General features: G+C 35.5%; 3 protein-coding genes. All 3 read left to right on the top strand.

Features of this window, described 5'->3' with window-relative positions; translation table 11 throughout:
• Positions 1 to 956, top strand: a 956-nt coding sequence (locus EO766_RS18030; protein WP_287101770.1) for a sigma-54 interaction domain-containing protein, incomplete at its 5' end; no start/stop codon positions are given.
• Positions 957 to 1298: 342 nt separating this feature from the next.
• Positions 1299 to 1376 carry a potassium-transporting ATPase subunit F gene (locus tag EO766_RS18510; protein ID WP_074420511.1) on the top strand — a complete coding sequence of 26 codons (78 nt, stop codon included), beginning with the start codon at positions 1299 to 1301 and terminating at the stop codon, positions 1374 to 1376.
• Between the two features lie 109 nt (positions 1377 to 1485).
• The coding region (gene kdpA / locus EO766_RS18025; RefSeq protein WP_287101769.1) for a potassium-transporting ATPase subunit KdpA at positions 1486 to 2654 on the top strand (1169 nt) is incomplete at its 3' end.

Genomic DNA, 2654 nt, shown 5'->3' with positions numbered 1-2654 from the left:
ATAAATATGCATTAAACAGTATACTTGGTTGTTCAAAAAGTATTCAATTAGCCATTGAAGCCGCCCGAAAAGTAGCACAAACAGATGCCACTGTTTTATTAACCGGCGAAACAGGAACCGGTAAAGAAGTTTTTGCACAGGCCATACATCAGGCAGGAAAAAGAAAGAACGGTAATTTTATTGCAGTGAATTGTTCCGCCTTCAGTAAAGAATTATTGGAAAATGAATTATTTGGACATAAAGCCGGTGCATTTACCGGTGCTATAAAAGATACTAAAGGTATTTTTGAAGAAGCCAATGAGGGTACCATTTTTTTAGATGAAATAGGTGAAATGCCCCTCGATTTGCAGGCAAAACTACTGCGTGTAATAGAAACAGGCGAATTTCTGAAAGTGGGCGATAACAATGTTACCAGGGTAAATGTTAGATTAATTGCGGCAACTAACCGCGACTTAAAAAAGGAAGTAAATGCCGGCCGCTTTCGGGAAGATTTGTTTTACCGTATTTCAGTATTTCAAATACAACTGCCTTCCTTACGGGAACGTATTGACGATATTACATTATTAGCCAATCATTTTTTACAATATTTTTCGGAAAAAACAAATAAAAAAATAACCGGCATTGCTCCGGCATACATACAATTGTTACAAAAACATACATGGAAAGGAAATATCCGTGAACTGAAAAATATTATTGAACGAAGTGTTATTTTAACTGAAAATAATATATTAGAACCCACTTCCTTACCGGTTGATTTTTATCAGGTACCCGATTTAGAAATGGGTAATATGCCTGCAACTTCATTAGAGCTGGCTGCCGTTGAAAAAGCACACATACAAAAAGTACTGCAATATACCCGGGGTAATAAAACAGAAACTGCACGCTTACTTAATATTGCCCTAACTACTTTGTACAGAAAAATTGAAGAGTATAAAATAACGAGTTCAGTTGAATAATAGTTTTATTTTTATTTTGGTGTTGCGCATAAGGCATACCCTTTTAAAATGATAGTGTGAACCCTTTTATTTTGAAAGGGTTTATTGTTGTATATATATACTATATTATTTTTATAATTCATTTCCAGTAAGGATTTTCATGTATTTTATTTTAGCTGGCACTTGTTTTGCAAATATATTGGCACAGTTAAAGAATGGAATGATGTATCATCCACTTAAACTGCTTATATTATTTAAACATAAAAAATACCAACATGCTGTTTTTACTTTTACTAATTACCGGTCTGTTAGCGTTTCTGTTGTTTAACGTAATGATTCATTGGTTCGAAAAAATTTAAACTTATGCTTTTATTATTTTTTGTAGCGATTATAGTATTTGTATATATGTGCTATGTTTTAATTCATCCTGAAAAATTTTAACACAGCAGATGAGCTGTCAATTTTGGGTAATGAATGTTAAGCTGTACCACTACCGTGCTGCATTTTACAGTGAACATATTGATATTCTAAACTAAATTAAACAATGCAAATGAATACTGAAATGTATGGCATCATAGCCATGTTTATGATAACGGTATTGTTAGCCATTCCGTTAGGCAGGTATATGGGTAAATTATTTTCAGGAGAAACCACCTGGTTAGATCCCATTTTCAATCCAATTGATCAACTGATTTATCGAATATCAGGCGTTGATCCGAAAATAGAAATGAATTGGAAGCAACATTTAAAAGTATTACTCACCATTAATTTTATCTGGTTTGTTCTGGCCATGTTGGTTTTAACCAATATGGCGCATTTGCCACTAAACCCTGATCACAATCCCTCCATGTCGGCCGATCTGGCTTTTAATACTGCTGTAAGTTTTATTTCAAATACCAATCTGCAGCATTATTCCGGTGAAACAGGTATGTCTTATCTGGGTCAGTTAGTTTTAATGTTATTTCAATTTATCAGTGCAGGTTGCGGAATGGCAATATGTGTTGTAGTTTTTAAGGCTATGAAAGAGGGTGCAAACCATTCTTTGGGTAACTTTTACTTTCTTTTTGTAAGAAGCTGTACCCGGATTTTATTACCCATTGCTTTTATAATGGCAGTTCTGTTTTTATTGAACGGTATGCCCATGACGTTTAAGGGTAAAGATACCATTACTACATTACAGGGCGATACAGTTCAGGTAAGCAGAGGGCCGGTAGCAGCATTTGTTGCCATTAAACAGTTGGGAACAAATGGAGGAGGTTTCTTCGGGCCTAACTCGGCTCATCCATTTGAAAATCCTAATTATTTCACCAATATGGTTGAAACCATAGCCATTGCATTATTACCCATTGCATTAATATTTACAATGGGCTATATGCTGAAACGGAAAAAATTAGCCTGGCTAATTGTTGGGGTAATGACGGTGGGTTTCTTTTTATTATTAGCACCCACCATTATAATGGAAACTGCAGGGAATCCTGCCATTGCAAAAATGGGAATAGAACAAACCTCGGGCAATATGGAAGGCAAAGAAGTGCGTTTGGGGGCTGCTGCATCAGCGTATTGGGGAATTGTTACCACAGTAACCAGTAATGGTTCTGTAAATGCGATGCATGATAGTTTTATGCCGCTTGCCGGCATGTGTACCATGTTGGGAATGATGGTAAATGCTTTTTATGGGGGTATTGGCGTAGGCTTTTTAAACTTTTATATTTTCATGAT

This window comes from Hydrotalea sp. AMD, from assembly GCF_004100315.1.
GTDB lineage: Bacteria > Bacteroidota > Bacteroidia > Chitinophagales > Chitinophagaceae > Hydrotalea > Hydrotalea flava.
The sequence above is the reverse complement of the archived record's forward strand: the minus strand, read 5'-3'. Positions and strand labels throughout refer to the sequence as shown.